The organism is Microcoleus anatoxicus (assembly GCF_042465725.1).
GTDB lineage: Bacteria > Cyanobacteriota > Cyanobacteriia > Cyanobacteriales > Microcoleaceae > Microcoleus > Microcoleus anatoxicus.
In genome coordinates this window covers 3,124,813-3,142,869 of the sequence record NZ_CP120853.1, presented here as the reverse complement: position 1 = coordinate 3,142,869, position 18,057 = coordinate 3,124,813, and the positions used below count along the sequence as shown (strand labels likewise).

The 18,057-nt window shown below is 42.4% G+C and carries 12 protein-coding genes; 3 read left to right on the top strand and 9 right to left on the bottom strand.

What is annotated here, in order from left to right; translation table 11 throughout:
- Positions 1-223: 223 nt before the first annotated feature.
- Positions 224-742: a heme-binding protein gene (locus P2A85_RS13470; protein ID WP_340522525.1), complete on the top strand. Its 519-nt coding sequence runs from the start codon at positions 224-226 to the stop codon at positions 740-742.
- 145 nt (positions 743-887) lie between these two features.
- On the opposite strand, the gene P2A85_RS13465 is transcribed toward P2A85_RS13470, so the two are convergent.
- From P2A85_RS13465 to P2A85_RS13450, 4 genes are all read right to left on the bottom strand, one after another.
- The gene (locus P2A85_RS13465) at positions 888-1,304 is read right to left on the bottom strand and encodes a secondary thiamine-phosphate synthase enzyme YjbQ (protein ID WP_377480840.1); all 417 of its coding nucleotides are present in this window, start codon (positions 1,302-1,304) and stop codon (positions 888-890) included.
- 110 nt (positions 1,305-1,414) lie between these two features.
- Complete coding sequence (locus tag P2A85_RS13460; RefSeq protein ID WP_377480838.1) at positions 1,415-2,515, bottom strand: glycosyl transferase; 1,101 nt, start codon at positions 2,513-2,515, stop codon at positions 1,415-1,417.
- The gene (locus P2A85_RS13455) at positions 2,508-2,954 is read right to left on the bottom strand and encodes a CheB methylesterase domain-containing protein (protein ID WP_377480835.1); all 447 of its coding nucleotides are present in this window, start codon (positions 2,952-2,954) and stop codon (positions 2,508-2,510) included. The genes P2A85_RS13460 and P2A85_RS13455 overlap by 8 nt, the downstream gene beginning before the upstream one ends.
- Before the next feature lie 21 nt (positions 2,955-2,975).
- Complete coding sequence (locus P2A85_RS13450) at positions 2,976-3,989, bottom strand: hypothetical protein (protein ID WP_377480833.1); 1,014 nt, start codon at positions 3,987-3,989, stop codon at positions 2,976-2,978.
- A gap of 122 nt (positions 3,990-4,111) precedes the next feature.
- On the opposite strand from P2A85_RS13450, the gene P2A85_RS13445 reads away from it, so the two are divergent.
- Positions 4,112-4,678, top strand: a complete 567-nt coding sequence (locus P2A85_RS13445) for a hypothetical protein (RefSeq protein WP_377480831.1) — start codon at positions 4,112-4,114, stop codon at positions 4,676-4,678.
- Between the two features lie 4 nt (positions 4,679-4,682).
- On the opposite strand, the gene P2A85_RS13440 is transcribed toward P2A85_RS13445, so the two are convergent.
- On the bottom strand, positions 4,683-10,007 hold the full coding sequence (locus P2A85_RS13440) for an AAA family ATPase (protein ID WP_377480828.1): 5,325 nt from the start codon (positions 10,005-10,007) through the stop codon (positions 4,683-4,685).
- 362 nt (positions 10,008-10,369) lie between these two features.
- On the opposite strand from P2A85_RS13440, the gene P2A85_RS13435 reads away from it, so the two are divergent.
- Complete coding sequence (locus P2A85_RS13435) at positions 10,370-12,835, top strand: ATP-dependent Clp protease ATP-binding subunit (protein ID WP_377480825.1); 2,466 nt, start codon at positions 10,370-10,372, stop codon at positions 12,833-12,835.
- Positions 12,836-13,232: 397 nt separating this feature from the next.
- On the opposite strand, the gene moeB is transcribed toward P2A85_RS13435, so the two are convergent.
- From moeB to P2A85_RS13415, 4 genes are all read right to left on the bottom strand, one after another.
- Complete coding sequence (gene moeB / locus P2A85_RS13430; RefSeq protein WP_377480823.1) at positions 13,233-14,399, bottom strand: molybdopterin-synthase adenylyltransferase MoeB; 1,167 nt, start codon at positions 14,397-14,399, stop codon at positions 13,233-13,235.
- An 86-nt stretch (positions 14,400-14,485) separates the two neighbouring features.
- A complete protein-coding gene (locus P2A85_RS13425; protein WP_377480820.1) occupies positions 14,486-14,947 on the bottom strand; it encodes a M67 family metallopeptidase in 462 nt (153 codons plus the stop codon).
- A gap of 1,218 nt (positions 14,948-16,165) precedes the next feature.
- Positions 16,166-16,948, bottom strand: coding sequence for an SDR family oxidoreductase (locus P2A85_RS13420; protein ID WP_377480817.1), 783 nt, complete (start codon positions 16,946-16,948; stop codon positions 16,166-16,168).
- Positions 16,949-17,042: 94 nt separating this feature from the next.
- The gene (locus tag P2A85_RS13415; RefSeq protein WP_377480814.1) at positions 17,043-17,960 is read right to left on the bottom strand and encodes a nuclear transport factor 2 family protein; all 918 of its coding nucleotides are present in this window, start codon (positions 17,958-17,960) and stop codon (positions 17,043-17,045) included.
- Positions 17,961-18,057: the final 97 nt, after the last annotated feature.

The following is an 18,057-nucleotide window of genomic DNA, read 5'->3' as shown; positions in this document are numbered from 1 at the left end:
CCTGAGAGAATAACCAAATAGTACCGAAAAAAATTACAAACCCATGAAAAATATTAATTTTCACTGACAATTATATTAAGAATTATTTAAGTTTTTATCCCCGATCGTATTAATATGAGGTTGATCAACAAATCTCTAAATTAATTATAAGTGCAATCCTCAAAATCGAGCGGGATAAATGCTAAAATAGTTTTCCCACTTGTTAAGGATAAACTCGCAAACAATGTCAGCTTATTTACCCAGTGGATTCCCTGAACCCGCAGAGATTGGCACTATAGAAGTTAAGCAATATCCTCAGTACCGCGCTGTCACTTACTCCCACGCTGGTGATGTGCGACAAGCTACTGGGGTTGCCTTCAATCCCTTATTCCAACATATCAGCAATAACCAAATTGCGATGACAACGCCCGTAGAAGCCCGCTACACAGGAATTGCAGGGCAAATGGATGTTCCCGAAGTACAAGTTTCTTTCCTCTACCCATCACCAAATATCGCTCCCAGCAGCCTTAGCTCGGCTGTCACAGTCACCGATACGCCACCGATGACGGTTGTTAGCATTGGTGTCGGCGGGGCTTACACTTGGGAAAGCTACGAAAATAACCTCCAAAAACTCAAGAATTGGCTTCAACAACATCCAGAATACTCAATAGTCGGACCTCCGCGACGTTTTTTTTACAACTCCCCGATGACACCGGAAGCAATGAAAATCAGCGAGGTGCAAATTCCGATCGGAATGATTTAACCGCGAAGGCGCGAAGTACGCGAAGGAAGAGAGGAGAAGAGAGAGTTTAATACAGGACGATGAAGAGAGGATTTTATATTATTGGTAAGTGGCTACCAATTACCAATTACCAATGCCCGATGCACCATGCCTAATTCCCTCTCTTTCAGTTACCACTGATATGAACCACCAGTTCGCGATTCTGCCCCCGCTGACGATGTTCCCACAGGTAAATTCCCTGCCAAGTTCCTAACAGCAGCCTACCGCGATCGATCGGGATTTGTTCAGAAGTATGAGTCAATGCAGTGCGAATGTGAGCCGGCATATCGTCGGGGCCTTCTGCATCGTGAATATAGCTTGCACCCTCCGGTACCAGTTTAGCTAAAAAGTTGGCTAAGTCCTTGAGTACATCGGGGTCTGCATTTTCCTGTATCAGTAAACTAGCAGAAGTATGGCGCAAAAACAAGGTACAAAGTCCTGTGTTAATACCAGAATTCGCTACCACATTTTCTACCTGTTCGGTAATTTTACACAAAGACTTACCGATAGTTTTAATTTTGAATATCTGTTGGTAATGAGTCATAGGATTTTAGATTGGGGATTTGGGATTGTGCAATAATCTTCAGCCGGCGAAGGCAGAGGAAAGTTTGACAAGCAGCGAATTGTCTTGGCTTTATTTGATTGACTTTTTTGCTATTTAAAATAATCTACAACAGCTTGGGCGATCGCCTCCGTACCATTCCTCGCCAATTTTTCTGACAAACGCGGGGGCTGCATCGGTTTTCCTAAAAACTCCCAATCACCCTCAAAAAACTCCGCAGCAGTGATAATTTGATGGGAACCATAGTTTTGCATCCCTTCGAGTAAAACATCAGCTTCTGCAAAACCTTCTCTCATGATAGAAACCACAGGTATGGACAAACGCAAAGCTTCCGAAAAAGTGCTATACCCCGGTTTGGAAATCACCCGTCCGCAGACAGGCATTACATCAACTGGACGCGGTAAAATCGGGAAAGAGTTGGCAAACTCCTGACTCTTGACTCTAATCAAATTTGGCAAATCAGGAGCAGCAGCATCAAAAGTGATAAATTGGCGATCGCTAAATTTGTGTAAATTGTGATAAGGGATATGTTCCAAACCGAGTCCACCAAAAGTCAATAATACAGTATTTTCTAGGGATGTTTCGATTCTGAATAAGTCGCGAATTTTATCATTACTATACCGAGGATTGCCTCCTGTGAAACCAACATCTTCTATGTGGGGGAAAAACGACATTTTTTCGTGCAAAGGGAGACGAAAAAGGCGATCGCACATTCCGAAGCACTCACCAATCCAATCGACTATTTCGTCAAACTCCCCGCCCCAATCACGATAAATAAAATCCCAACCAAAATTGCTCATCATCCAGCAAGGAACACCAGCAGCCTTAGCAATCTTTGTCATCACAGGTGGAATATCTGCCAGAATCAAACCCACCCGATTTTGTTTAATAAAATTTACTTCGCTAGCAATTAGTGAATTTTGCTTTTTCCGAATTTCCTGCAACTTTTCCAGTGTCGCATCTAAATCCATATTCAAACTGTCAGACTGCACGACACCAACATCAAAAGCGCGGGGACGGAGAATGAAATCACCTGTGATGTATGATTCTAGCAACCAACGGGGTGCTGTTGTGGCGATAATTAATAAAATTTCTGGATGTAATTCTTGAATTTTTGCTGCTACTGATGAGACTCGGACGGCATGGCCGAATCCATGATTAGTGATGGCGATGTATAATGTTGGTCTAGACATTCTGATTGGTAATTGGTAATTGGTAATTGGTAATTGGTAATTGGTTATTGGTTATTGGTGATTGGTTATTAATAATTGGTGATTGGTGATTGGTTATTGGTAATTGGTGATTTTTTACTCGATCGATAATTTCGCAAGCCATTGCTTCCAAGGATAACACTCGATCGGCTAAACCAGAATTAGCCACACTTCCCGGCATACCCCAAATTACGCTACTAGCCCGATCCTGAACTAAAATTTGACCCCCAACCTCCCGAATACCCTCGCAGCCGTGAAGTCCATCTTGTCCCATCCCCGTCAGCACTACAGCTAAAACCCCCGCACCATAAATTTTAGCAGTCGATCGAAACAACACATCCACCGCAGTGCGACAAGAATTTTCCGCAGGAGCTTGATTAGTCCGAATTTGCACTTCAAAACCATGTCTTTCTAACAACATCTTAATTTTTAAATTTAAAATCTAAAATTTAAGATCGGATGGCCAGATAGGCAACTGATTAATCTTTTCCAGCGTTATATCTACATATTTTTCCTCACCAGCCACCCGATTTTCTCCAAAATATCCATCATCACCATCATGCTTATGAGGACCACTCAAACCTTCTGCATAACGATTTTCTAAACGAGCTTGATTGAATGGTGAACCCACAAACCAGTACCAGCGACTGGGAAAAACTATACCACCAATATCCTCAATTGAGTCGCGAGAACCGCGAAAATGAAAAATGCGATCGGCATCTCCAAAACCATTTTCTCCCGAAAACACACCGCCAACCGAAACAACAGTAATTTCTCCCTTCAGCCATTGTTTAAGATAGTGAGTAGCACCCAGAGCAACTTGTGCCCCACCGCTAGTTCCAATTAAAATAACTTTCAAAGGTTTTTCAGGAGCCTGTGAAATCGGATATTTAGCATTCATCCGCTCAATAATTACATTGGCAATTCCCTGATTATAAGCCTGACCGTAGCGATAATCTAAAGAAATTGCAAACCGCCAGAGATTGCGAATTTTGATGAATATATCGCCCGCTATCGGCCCACTTTTTGCGTGTTCTGCAAACCGCCAAAAAGGTGCTAACAGCCTTTCTCCTCCTAAACTTTTGTTAGAAGCTGAATAAGGAAAAATATCACCCACGGCGACACACTGGGGATGACTTTTCACTAAACTATTGAGAAAAAATGCTTCCCCACGAGTTAATTCGTCCCCCGAAAAATCGCCTACTCCTGGCAAAAAAACAATATAACAATTGAGAGGAGAAGACTTACTTTCTTCTAGATTAATATTGTTAGAAGGCAATATTTCCGGCGGAGCTTTCTTTAAACCCAAACTCTCGGCATTTTGACCAAGCCACCAGATAATAGTACCCACTGGCGAAACAATACCCCAGACTATGAGTATTGTACCTGCGACGAGCAACAAATTTAAACTTCCCCCACGCAGCCAGACAAGTATCTGTAAAATCAACTTCAACATTTAATAAAATTTGGTAAAATACCAATAATTTTTCTAATTTGGGAACAATACTTGATGTATTTTTCTGTATTAGACCCGATTATGTAGAAATTGTCAACTATCTTCTGGAGCAGTAATCAAAAGTGAGGGGAAAAGATTCAATTGCGGGTTTAGGGGTAACGCTGTGGAATGCCCTTTCTTTAAACAGCAATTTTTACGAAAATACTTCATACACTCCCAAAACTAAGCGGATAGCGTTAACAATTGTAATTTTAGCAGCAGTGTCTAAGATTCTGGGCAATGCAATCATTTTGTTAATCAATCGAACAGAGGCTTCGGTTCTATTTTTAGCTCTTTTGATAGATGGCTTGGCAGTGGTGGGAGGTTATTATTTTTGGACTTTTACTATCTCTAAAATCGGGGATTGGCTAAAACCAGGTCACGTAAATTATGGGGAATTACTAATTCCCATCGGATTTGCCTACGCCCCCCAAGTGCTGAATTTTTTAACGCTAATTCCTTTGTTGGGAGAAGGAATAGAGCGTATATTAGCTGTCTGGAGTTTGCTAGCGGTAATTGTGGGAGTTCGCCAAGGGTTGGATATTCAAACTCGCTGGGCGGTGTTAATTTGTTTGGTGGGTTGGCCGTTAATTCAAATTGCGATCGGATTTATGAAAATAATTGAACAATTGCTTTCAGTGTGGTTCTAATTCATTAATAAGGAAGCACAATTTTAAACTCTGCTCCCTCTCCCGGTGCAGAGTCACAAATCAACTTTCCTCCGTGCTGCTCTAGCACAATTTTATAACTGATTGACAGTCCCAAACCAGTGCCCTTACCTACTGGTTTTGTAGTAAAAAACGGATCGAAAATTCTGGCCTTCACCTCCGAAGTCATCCCCATACCATTATCAGCAATCCGAATCGCCACTTTATTTTTTTCTAAAACTTCAGTAACAATCCAAATTGTCGGAGGCTGTGTCTGGTCAACTTTGCTCCCAATTCCTCGAGACAAAGCATCAATAGCATTCATCAGTAAATTCATAAATACCTGATTAATTTCTCCGGCATAGCAGTTCACCAAAGGCAAGTGTGCGTACTGCTTAATCACTGTTATTCCACTTAATCTTTTCTGCAAAATCATCAAGGTACTGTCGATGCCTTCATGGAGATTCACCCATTTTATTTCTGATTCATCAAGTCTGGCAAAATTTCGCAACGACAGCACAATATCGCGAACTCTCCCAACACCCAGTTTCATCGAATCAATAATTTTATGAAAATCTTGCATTAAAAAATTCAACTCGATTTCCTCACATTTATCTACTATAGGCTGCACCGGCTCTGGGTAATATTTTTGGTATAAAAGCAATAAATCAACTAAATCTTGAAGATATCGATCGCTGTAATGCAAATTTCCATGAATAAAATTAATCGGATTATTGATTTCGTGAGCAATTCCCCCAACTAATTGCCCTAGACTAGACATTTTTTCACTTTGAATTAACTGTAATTGAGTGCGACTTAGTTCTTCTAAGGTGGCTTGTAATTCTTGAGTTCTTTCTACTACTCGCTTTTCCAGAACTGTATAAAAACTGGCATTTTCTAGAGAGATCGCTGCTTGTGCAGACAGCATTTTCAAAACTTCCAACCTTTCTTTGGTAAAAGCACCTTTGGTGACATTATTTTCTAAGTAAAATATTCCTTTGAGATTGCCTTGATGAATCACTGGCAATACCAGAATAGATAGGGGTTGATGGAGGGTAAAATAAGGATCTAAATTGAATCGATCGGGGACTGTAGCATCGTCTAAAACTAAGGGTTTTCTCGTTTTTTCTACATAGTTAATCAAGGAAATTGGCAACATTCCTCCTTCGGTTATTGGCAGAGATTCCAGCACGGTAACATCATTTGTGTTGCCGAATAGTGCCACTTCTATTGCTAATTCATTACCTGTATTGGCAATAAAAATTATTTTCTGCGCTCCGGCATTTTCCCTGATAATATATAGGAGTTTCTCTAACAAACTACTGATAAAAATTTCCCCAGAAAGAGCTTGAGATGCTTTGAAAACTGTTGATATATCTAGGGATAAGTTCTGATCGATCGTGGTTGTTACAGTGGTGGCACTGACATTAGGATAGAGGATTTGTCGCGAGCGATCGACTAAATAATCATAGCGAGATTCTAAGTCTTTAACTTTGGCTATAGCTCCCCAGTGTATGTAAGCATAATAAGCTTTATCCAGATAAGCTCTAGCAATTATTTCCTTACCCCAAGATTGATAAAACTCTCCAGCTAATTCGTAAGCTAATGCTTCTTCTTGGAGATAACCGTTAGCAGCAGCTCCTTTAATAGCTAGGTCATAATAGTCCATTGCTTCTAGCTTATTGCCTAAGATTCGCGCTTTTTCCGCGGCAACCAAATCAAATTTATGTTGATAGTTCATGGGTGCATGGTATGCCCACAACTTCATTTTTATCTGATTGAATTCAACAATAGCTAAAGATTCTGTTTGATTGGGTGTTTGGGGGTAATGAGCGAGGAGAGAAAGCGAATAATAAAAGTTATGTACGCCGATAGTAATCAGCCCGATCGCGCCATCTGCATATTCTACTGCTAGTTTAGCCCTAGCCACAGCCAGAGCATAATCTTTAAATAAGAACAGCATCATCACTTGAGCTACATAAGCAGCAAACAGCGACATTCGATTATTCTGTTTCCGCCACAGAGACAGCATCGCCGTGTCATTCAATCCACTGCTAACTAAGGCTACTTGCTCTGGTGTTTCACTTCTTAAACTCAAAGTAATTACTTGCCAAATCTTTGCATAACCAATGGCAAATTCATGCTTATTTTTTACCAAAGATTCCATATATATAGCTTGTTGCTGTTCTACATATTCTAAAGGTTTTCCCACTAAAAACAAATTGATAATGTAGTGCTTTGAGCTATAAATAGCCCATTCCATATCGCCTATTTCTACACCGCTTTTCATTGCCTCTAAAAATGCAAAAAGTGTATTTTTAGCAGGCTCTTTCCAAATTTTTATGTGAGCATTAAACATGACGTAAACTTTTGCTTTATGTTGAATTGCATGGAATTTATCCAACAGTTTTAAAGCAATGATTCCAGCATGATATCCAGAGACAATATCACCTTTAACTCCACATAACATCATGCCATAAAGAGTATAGGGAAAAGCAGCTAACCCTGAATGACCATTTGTCAGACAAAGATTGACCATTGTCAAGACGAGGGGCGACACAATTTCTGGTTTGGCAATATAAGCAGGAGGATAGATAGCTATTAGTATTTGCAAAGCTGCTAGTTGATAGGGATCTGTCATTTCTGGCAGGTTTTCTACATCATCAATGCTCGGCAAGTTAGGAATTTTTAGGTTTTCGTCTAATAATTGTAACCCCAGAATATTCAAGACTTCAATGCCAGTTTCCACAGCTTTCAACATCTGGCTTTGAGCTTGAAATATCTGTATTTGAATCTGATACACTTTCATGCGATCGAGTCTATCTTTCGCACAACTTAAAACTACTTCAACCAAAGCTGTTGCTTGCTCGAAATTAGTATTGAAACATTCTGATTCTGCCAATTCTACATAGAATTGAAGTGTCAAATCATAGTTACTAACCCAACTATCAGATGCTAAGAGTGACATTCCTGCATTCAAATATTTGACAGCAGCTTCGCAAGCATTAGCAGCTTTTGCCTTACGTCCAGCAATCAGATTTAATTCTGCCATCTCGGTCTTTTCAAGTACCGCTTCGATGTTGTCAATTCCCACATTCAATTGATTAACAATATCAAAAATATTTTCCTCTAATTTATCGTGGGGCGTGCTTTCCAAGAGCAATTTACCTATGCTCATATGGGTAGCTTTTTTGTCACTATCGGGAATCAGAGAATAAGCTGCTTGCTGGACTCGATCGTGTAAAAATTTATAACCTACTAGGGCAGGGTTGAAGCTTAAATCAATTGCTTCTTTTCCATCGAAAAGTAAAGGAATCAGGTAGCTTTCATTCAAAGGAAGTATCAACCCGGCTTGCAAAGCATCCCATAATTCCAAGCCAGTGACTGACACAGACTTTTTGTTAATTGTAGACAGAACATTTAGAGTGAAATGGTCTCCGATACAAGCAGCTAATTGTAAAATATCTTGTGTGATTTTTGGTAGTTGTTGCAGGCGACTTACTAATAGTTCTACTACAGTTTTATCTGTAATTCCAATAGCTTGAATAGCTTCTATGTCCCACTGCCATTCAGCCTGATAAAAATCAAACTTTAAGAGATTTTCTTGATAAATAGCTTTGATTAACTGATTTAAAAAAAATGGATTTCCACCAGTTTTATTCCACAGTAAGCTAGCTAAATTTTGACACAATTCTGATTTGTTTAATGTGTCAGACATCAATCTATTAACCTGGTCTAAATCGAGGGGTTTTAATACTAATTTATTGACAATAGTTCCTTGTTCCTGAATATGTTTGACTGTTTGCATCAAAGGATGTGTCGAGTTAACTTCATTATCCCGATAGGCTCCAATTAATAACAAATATTTCGTGTCAGTATTTGTAGCCAATAATTCAATTAATTTCAATGTCGCTGAATCTGCCCACTGCAAGTCATCGAGAAATATGACTAATGGATGCTCTTTCCGTGCAAATACATGAATTAAATCTTTGAATAACCTGTTGAAGCGATTTTGGGCTTCTTTTGGGGCAAGTTCAGCGACTGGTTGCTGTTTACCAATCAGCAATTCTAGTTCAGGAATTACGTCAATAATTACTTGTGCCGAATCACCGAGTGTGGCTAAAAGTTTATGTTTCCAGTTTTGTACATTTTTGCTGTTTTCTGTAAGTAATTGCTGGAACAAAGATTGAAAAGCTTGAATTAAGGATGCGTAAGGTATATTCCGCTGGAATTGGTCAAATTTACCGGAAATAAAATAGCCCCGCTGTCGGGTAATGGGTTTATGAATTTCTTTAACTACCGCTGATTTGCCGATACCTGAATAACCAGATACTAACATCAGTTCGATTTGGGAATGGGAAGAATTTTCATCGACGGGATTAGCTACTCGTCCAAAGGCGGCTAATAATTCGCTTACTTGTTTTTCCCGTCCGTACAATTTTTGGGGAATCCATAACTGACTTAATATATCTAATTTTCCTGGGCAGAAATCAGTAATTTCTCCCTGGTTCGTTAATTGATGTAAACATTTTTCTAAATCTGCTAATAATCCGGCGGCGCTTTGATACCTGTCTTCGGCATTTTTTGCCATCAATTTCATGACTATTTGTGAAATACTCCGCGGAATTTTGGAATTTATTTGGTCGGGCAAAATGGCTGGCGAGGCTATGTGACTGTAAACTATTTCTAAGGGGTCGTTGCTGGGAAATGGTAATTCACCTGTTAGCATTTCATACAGACTAACTCCTAGGGAATAGAAGTCGGTGCGGTAGTCTAGAAATCGGTTCATTCTCCCTGTTTGTTCGGGAGACATATAAGCAAAAGTACCGACGGTTGAGTTAAAATTATTGATTTGCGAATTTTCTTTAGGCAATTGCGAAGCAATACCGAAATCGGTTAATTTAATCACTCCTGTTTGAGAGTTGATAATAATGTTGCTGGGTTTGATATCTTTATGAATAATATTTTGAAGATGCAGGTATTGTAAGCTGTTGGCGATCGCGATCGCAATCTTCAAACAAGTAATGATTTCGAGCTTTTGTCTCGACATTAGTCGATCGACTGATTCGCCACCAAAATCTTCTAAAAGCAAGCCCAAGCGGTTGTTATAACTTTTCAGGCTCAGGACTTTCACTAGACTAGGATGGTCTAAGTTTTCCCGAATCCGGTACTCATGCTTAATGCGAGTAATGGCATCGAGGGTAGGATATTCTCCTTTTAGGATCTTGAGTATGGTTGTTTGCTGCTGCTGAGGAATATTTCCTCGGTAAATAATGGTTTCTATACCTTCGTACAAAGTAGAATGGATTTGGTATTGCGAGCGAAAGGGCATGGGCTTTTCCAAATAATTCAGTGGATTAGAGATTTATACTTGACATGGCAATCATGGTATGGTTAGGTGAAAACCAGGAAAACGTTGATATGTCGAGCTGGTGACACCTACATGATTCCGATATAGAATATTGGTAATTATGTAATTATTCTGAGATTCCTTCTCATTAATATCCCAACTAAGTAGCGGACGGCAACCACCCCCCTACTATTCGGCTCTCCCCACTGTCGGCACATCCTCAGCAGCGATACATTATATTGAAGTAAATACACAAAAATTTACATATATAATTTGTGTATTACTCAAAATCGCTCCTCACCAGCAGCGATACAGCCCTCGCCAAGTTAGTAGGATAGGAAAATATGTTTGAACGCTTTACAGAACAAGCCATTAAAGCAATAATGCTAGCCCAAGAGGAAGCGCGTCGCCTCGGCCATAATTTTGTGGGCACTGAGCAAATCCTCTTGGGACTTGTGGGCGAAGGCACTGGCATCGCTGCAAAAGTCTTACTGGAAATGGGCCTCAACTTGAAAGAGGCGCGCAATGAAATCGAAAATATCATCGGCAGAGGTTCCGGCTTCCTACCCCCTGAAATTCCGTTTACGCCTCGCGTGAAGCGGATTTTTGAGACGGCGCTGAATGAAGCGCGGCAGCTAGGGCACAATTACATCGGCACCGAACATATTTTACTGGGACTGATCCAAGACGATGAAGGTGTGGCGGCAAAAGTGCTGCAAAACTTGGGGATCGATCGATCCAGAGTCCGCACTCAGGTAATTCGTGCAGTGGGAGAAGTGGCTGCGGTTTCTGGAGGCCGTCAAAGTACCGATCGCAAAATCCCGACTCTAGAAGAATTCGGCACAAACCTCACCAAGTTAGCAGCCGAAGGTAAACTAGATCCTGTCGTGGGTCGCGAAAACGAAATCGAGCGCGTCATTCAAGTGCTAGGCCGCCGCACGAAGAATAACCCCGTGCTAGTCGGCGAACCGGGAGTAGGCAAAACAGCCCTCGCCGAAGGACTGGCCCAGCGGATTGTTAACAGAAATGTGCCGGAAATTTTGGAAGACAAACAAGTAATCAGCCTCGATATGGGTTCGCTGATTGCAGGGACAAAATTCCGTGGCGAATTTGAAGAACGCCTGACGAAAATAATGGCGGAAATTCGCGCAGCAGGCAACATTATTCTGGTAATTGATGAAATTCATACCTTAGTGGGTGCAGGGGCAATTCAAGGCAGTATGGATGCCTCCAATATGCTCAAACCAGCATTAGCTAGAGGGGAATTGCAGTGTGTCGGTGCTACTACCCTAGACGAATATCGCAAATACATTGAGCGCGATGCAGCCTTAGAACGGCGGTTCCAACCAATCAAAGTTGGCGAACCGAGTGTGGCGGAAACGATCGAAATATTGTATGGTTTGCGATCGGCTTACGAACAACATCACAAACTGACAATTTCCGATGCAGCTTTAGAAGCAGCAGCTACACTTTCAGACAGGTACATTAACGATCGATTTTTGCCCGACAAGGCGATCGACTTAATTGACGAAGCAGGTTCCCGCGTTCATGTGCTGAATTCGCAAACCCCGCCAGAAGTTAAAGAACTTAAAAAACAACTGCCGGCTGTCAGCAAAGAAAAGGATATCGCTGTTCGGGAACAAGACTTCGAGAAAGCTAGCAAATTGCGCGATCGCGAATTAGCAATCGAAGCCGAAATCGCCGAAGCGACAATCAACAAAAGCCAAGTCAGAATCTCTCCCATCGTCACCGAAGAAGACATCGCCCACATCGTGGCGAATTGGACGGGAGTACCAGTCAGCAAACTGACAGAATCCGAATCGGAATTGCTGCTGCACATGGAAGACACTTTGCACCAGCGTTTAATCGGTCAAGAAGAAGCTGTCACCGCAGTTTCTAAGGCGATCCGTCGCGCGCGGGTAGGGTTGAAAAATCCAAATCGCCCGATCGCCAGTTTCATCTTTTCCGGCCCCACAGGCGTCGGCAAAACCGAACTCACCAAAGCTTTAGCAGCTTATTTCTTCGGTTCCGAAGAAGCCATGATTCGGTTAGATATGTCCGAGTATATGGAACGCCACACAGTTTCCAAACTTATCGGTTCGCCTCCGGGTTATGTCGGCTACGATGAAGGCGGCCAACTCACAGAAGCAGTCCGTCGCCGTCCTTACACGGTAGTCTTGTTCGATGAAATCGAAAAAGCCCACCCCGATGTCTTCAACATGATGCTGCAAATCTTAGAAGACGGCCGCCTGACTGATGCCAAAGGTCGGACAGTAGACTTCAAGAATACCCTGCTGATTATGACCTCAAACATCGGTTCTAAAGTGATTGAAAAAGGTGGCGGTGGCCTCGGTTTTGACTTTGCTGAAGATGCAGCCGATGGTCAATATAACCGAGTTCGGAATTTGGTAAATGAGGAACTCAAACAGTTTTTCCGTCCAGAATTTCTCAACCGCTTGGATGAAATTATCGTCTTCCGCCAGTTGAACACACAAGAAATTAAGCAGATTGCTGACATCATGTTGCAGCAACTTTTCAGCCGCTTAACAGAACAGGAAATTACCTTGTCTGTCACAGAAGCATTCAAGGAACTGTTAGTTAAAGAAGGCTACAACCCCAGTTATGGTGCCCGACCATTACGGCGCGCAATTATGCGATTGCTGGAAGATGTACTGGCTGAGGAAATGTTGTCTGGTAGGCTAAAAGAAGGCCAAAGTGCGATCGTAGATGTCGATGAAAACGGTGTAGTGAAGGTATTACCCGGTGACTCATCGGAACCCAAATTACCTGAACTCGCTTTCAGCGTTTAATAGAGAGTCCTGTAATATAGGACACAGCACTGATGTGTCCCTACCCAATATCTCTATTGGGTAGGGACACAGCATTATTTTTGATCTAGTTTCCGCTTGTATCGGAATGATATCAAATCCGTTGACATGGGAATTATTATTTCTCTCTACTCTTTCTCTGTGTCCTCTGTGTTCTCTGTGGTTAAATCATTCCGATACAACGGTCAACGATATGATATAAAATCCTCTCTGCATCGTCCTGTATTAAACTCTCTCTTCTCTTCCTTCGCGTCCTTAGCGCCTTCGCGGTTAAATCATTCCGATACAACCCGAATTGATATGATTTAACCGCAGAGTACGCAGAGGAAGCAGAGTAGGGGGAGAGATTTGATTCCGATGCAAACGGATTTGATTTGACTTAATATTGAGGCACTGAGGGGTCTACTTCTTGACTCCAAGCCGTAATTCCGCCCTTAACATTAATCCCCTCAATACCAGCTTCTTTCAAAATACCCAAAGCCTTCGCAGAACGCCCGCCCATTTTGCAATGTGCAATTAATCGGTGGCCATTCAACAATTCCTTGACTTTCTCAACACCATTGCCATTTTCAATATCTGGTAATGGTACTAATACTGACCCAGGAATTTTAGCAATTTGATACTCGTTAGGATTCCGAACATCTAGCAGCAGAAAATCCTTCGCACCGCTATCGATTAACTGCTTAAGTTCCGTGACAGTCATCTCAGCAACTTGTATTTTTGCTTCCTCTGCTTTGGCTTGAGGAATGCCGCAGAATTGTTCGTAATCGATTAACTTTTCAATGACTGGGCGCACTGGATTTGGCCGCAGTTTTAACTGCCGGAATGTCATGTCTAAGGCATTGTACAGCAACAGTCGGCCACTCAAAGTAGTGCCTTGACCCAAGATAATTTTGATCGCTTCAGTTGCTTGAATGCAGCCAATGACTCCTGGTAATACGCCTAAAACGCCACCTTCTGCACAGGAAGGTACCATCCCCGGCGGTGGGGGTTCTGGGTACAAATCTCGGTAATTCGGGCCACCTTCGTAGTTGAAAACTGTTGCTTGTCCTTCAAATCGGAAGATGGAACCGTAGACGTTGGGCTTATTTAATAGCACGGAAACGTCGTTCATCAAGTAGCGAGTCTGGAAGTTGTCTGTACCATCGATGATGATGTCATAGGGTGTCGCAATGGCGATCGCATTTTCGGAACTAACGCGAGTTTCGTACAAATCAACTTGACACAAAGGATTGATTTCTAAAATCCGATTTTTAGCCGATTCAATCTTGGGTTTTCCTACCCAAGATGTGCCGTGAATTACCTGTCGCTGCAAGTTGGAAGTGTCAACAATATCAAAGTCTACAATACCAATGCGGCCAATCCCTGCCGCTGCTAAATACAGCAGCAGTGGTGAACCGAGTCCTCCTGTGCCGATACAGAGTACGCTGGCAGCTTTGAGACGCTTCTGCCCATCCAATCCAACTTCTGGCAGGATTAGGTGGCGAGAGTAGCGTTCGTATTCTTCTTTGTTGAGCTGGATCTCGTCCAGATTAGGATTTAGCATGATATTCTGTGTAGCGCCGATTTTGAATTATATCCTATCTAAATCTTTCGCAGTTTTGCGTGTTTGTGATTTTTAGTAATTATTTCTTAATCTAATGTGAGGATTTCCTCGGCTTGGAATTTGTTTTCTCTGTCTAGAGTCCAACTGCGGACGTCTTCACAACGGCCTTGTGGAACGGACACAATGATGTAGGAGTATTGCGGCCAGGCTAGGCTGCGATCGCACTCTGATGGTATTGCCTGACCATCTGGGTGAGAATGGTAGATGCCGATAATTTCTAAATTGCGATCGCGCCCATCTTTCATTCCCTTCAGCATATCTTGTGGCGATATAGCATATCTGCGTTTTTTTGTCAATAATTTTGAGTCTGAGCAATTATCTTCAGTTTCCGCACTCCAGGCATTTTTGGTTGGCCAAACTTCTACTAAGGTTTTAACATTGTCCGCGATCGTACCTAACAACAAACCGCAGCACTCTTCAGGGTAGGTGTTTTCAGCGTGGCTGCGGATGGATAATAGGTGAGTCTGGGAAAGTGCGATCGACTGCATTGGTTATTGGCTATGGGTGATTGGTTATCTGACCGCCATTGCTTTTAATATCATTTTAGGATGTTTTTGTGGTGATTTTACCTCAAAACAATCAAGGAAGGGACAACCAACTGCAAAACCTTTCCAGGCGATATTTTAAACCGAACCACCTGAAAAAACAGCAGCTTTTAGGCGGCGATGGGCTGCTGTGAGTCGATCGCTATTTGTGAAGCTTTAGCTGTCATCGACAAAAAAAACCCGGCCAAATTTGGTCGGGAGTTAATTAATCAGGGTGCATCTACTAATTAAGTCTCCGGTATGTTCAGACCTCTTTCAGGATGAATTTGATTTTTTTTACCTCCTAGGGCGTGTTTTCTTGCCTGATCCATCAGATCCCGATCCCCCTCGCATCCCCCTTCTTAAGGGGGACGAAAGAGCTTCTTTCTCCCCCCTTTTTAAGGGGGGTTGGGGGGATCTCCGGGGAGAGAAAACACCTCCGAGGGACTCAGATTTTTGGCGCTGTGGCTTTAGTAGACAAAAAAAACCCGGCCAAATTTGGTCGGGAGTTAATTAATCAGGGTGCATCTACTAATTAAGTCTCCGGTATGTTCAGACCTCTTTCAGGATGAATTTGATTTTTTTTACCTCCTAGGGCGTGTTTTCTTGCCTGATCCATCAGATCCCGATCCCCCTCGCATCCCCCTTCTTAAGGGGGACGAAAGAGCTTCTTTCTCCCCCCTTTTTAAGGGGGGTTGGGGGGGATCTCCGGGGAGAGAAAACACCTCCGAGGGACTCAGATGTTTGGCGCTGTGGCTTTAGTAGACAAAAAAAACCCGGCCAAATTTGGTCGGGAGTTAATTAATCAGGGTGCATCTACTAATTAAGTCTCCGGTATGTTCAGACCTCTTTCAGGATGAATTTGATTTTTTTCACCTCCTAGGGACTCAGATGTTTGGCGCTGTGGCTTTAGTAGACAAAAAAAACCCCGGCCAAATTTGGCTGGGGTTGATTCATCAGGGTGCATCTTTATTTACTTTTCATGGGCTGGAGGGATGTTCAGGATGAATTAGGTTTTTTTGACTCTTCGAGGGATGGAGATGTTTGGCGCTGTGGCTGTCATCGACAAAAAAAACCCGGCCAAATTTGGTCGGGAGTTATCAATCAATCAGGGTGCATCTACCTATCTACTTTCCTGGGGATGCTATTTAGATCCGGAAAGTTTCCTCTCAAACATCCAAACTATTTTCGATGAACTAAGGTTGCAGTGGCTTGGTCTGTGGGAACTAGCAAAATTTCGCTAATATTAACGTGGGGCGATCGCGTCGCACAAAAATACACGACATCGGCTACATCATCACCAGTCAGCGGTGTTAATCCTTGATAGACATTTTTGGCTTTTTCTGTGTCGCCGTGAAACCTAACATTGCTAAATTCTGTTTCCACTAACCCGGGTTCTATGTGTGTTACTCGGACTGGTGTTCCTAACAGGTCTTGTTTTAACCCTTCGGAAATTGCTTTTACTGCCGCTTTGGAAGCACAATAAACATTGCCTTTTGGGTAGGTTTCGCGACCGGCAATGGAACCAATATTGACTATGTGACCGCGACCTCGATTTACCATTCCGGGTACGATGTAGCGAGTCATGTAAAGCAAGCCTTTTACATTGGTATCAATCATTTCTTCCCAGTCTTGAAAGTTCCCTTCGTGCAGTTTATCTAAGCCTCGACTTAACCCGGCGTTGTTAATCAAAATATCGATCGCTTTCCAAGCTTCGGGAAGTGTATTTACAGCCGATTCGACTTTTGGGCGATCGCGCACGTCTAACTCTAGCAAATAAATTTGGTTGGCCGATGCTGTTAATCCGGTTTCTACCAGTTCTTTTGCCAGTCGATCGAGCTTGTCGATGCGCCGCGCTGCTAAAATTAGTTTAGCCCCACCCCTAGCAAATATCTTGGCACAGGCTGCTCCGATACCGCTACTGGCACCCGTAATTAAAACAATTTGATTTTGGATATAAATCATTTTTGTTATTAGTTATTAGTTATTAGTTATTAGTTATTAGTTATTAGTTATTTAATTTTTGCCAATAACCTGTTACCAATAACCAATAACATCTTTACTTGACAACTCGTAAGCGCACAGTGACTGTGGTTATACCACCTTGTCGCATCAATACTGCTGAAACCAACCGATTTTCCGGTGTGGCTGGAGCTTTACCTACTTTAAAAATTCCCCCGGAATTTAACAACTCTAAATCGACTTGTGGCGGCTTGATGGATGTTTGATCGCCGACTGGTGCTTCCACCACTGTTCCTATTAAAATATCATCCCCGATCGGCTCTCGAACAATTGCATCAAAATGGTAGTCTTCACCCACCTTAACTTGCTCTGGCAAGTTCACTTGAATCGTGGGAGGATTTTTGCCAGAACTAACCTGAGTTTGTTCTGCTAAAATCTCTTGTTTGACTATTTTTTGACCTTCAAAGCGTTGCTGAGAACGAATAGTAGCTTTGAGAGTTAAGTCTCTACCGTCTTTTTTCTGAGTGCCGGCGATTGTAGTCACGGTTTCAGCAACGATCGCGCTGGCTTCGGCTTTCCAAGATTTGATCTCTGTGCGGTAATTTAAACTGGGATAGCGCTGCCAAAGTTGAGTTAATGCTGTTTCCATATTCTGACTGTTGAATCCGTCAGAATGAGTGAAATTTTGACCATAAAAGGCCATGACTGCTTTGACATCGCGACGATTTGCCGCTGCGTCAATTTCTGTTAGCAGTTTTGTCAATTCAGCCGGTGCCGCTGTAGGGGTTTGAGCTTGTACTCTTGGATTCGCCTCCCGCACTCCTTGGGCTCTGACAGCAGCCGGATGCAGTATGCTACTACTGAGAACTGTCAAACAGATCAACAAAGGGGCGATCGAGCCTTCGACTACATTCCAAACAACCGACAAGCGGATGTACGGGCGATCGGCTTTTTTGTGCCGATGGCTGGTCCAATACTGAGATACACTTGGCACTAAATTCAAAAAATTACGCATTAGATGATAATTTGGTTATTTGTCAGGGGTCGCGAAGCGGACCATGGTTCGCCTGCAACGAAGACTGACAACTGAGCGGAACACGGCACTATCTAAT